General features: G+C 67.8%; 1 protein-coding gene. It reads right to left on the reverse strand.

Features of this window, described 5'->3' with window-relative positions:
• Positions 1–354 (reverse strand): TonB-dependent receptor domain-containing protein (locus H5407_RS23770; RefSeq protein ID WP_183106933.1); only part of this gene is annotated, 354 nt, incomplete at both ends.

Consider the following 354-nt stretch of genomic DNA (forward strand, 5'->3'; position numbering starts at 1 on the left):
GGAGTCCGCATAGGTCAGGCTGGCGCTCAGCTCCAGGCTTTTGACGAGCACATCGCTGGCCTGGTAGGCGAACTCCAGCCCCAGCGTGCGCAGGCGCGCGATGTTCTGCGTGCTGCTCACGGTCTTGCCGTCGACCACGCTGGTCTGTGCGTACAGCGCGTCGCGCGTGGCCTCGTGGAACAGGGTGCTGCGCAGCTGTTGCTCGCCATCGCTCCAGCCCAGGCTCAGCTCGCTGGTCCAGCCCTTTTCCGGTTTGAGCCTTGGGTTGGTGACCGGGTCATTGGGCACATAGGCGCCGCTGGCGCTGACGCCGCCCTGGTAGAGCTCGCCCACGGTGGGGAAGCGCACCGCCCG

The organism is Mitsuaria sp. WAJ17, from assembly GCF_014174515.1.
Taxonomy (GTDB): domain Bacteria; phylum Pseudomonadota; class Gammaproteobacteria; order Burkholderiales; family Burkholderiaceae_C; genus Roseateles_B.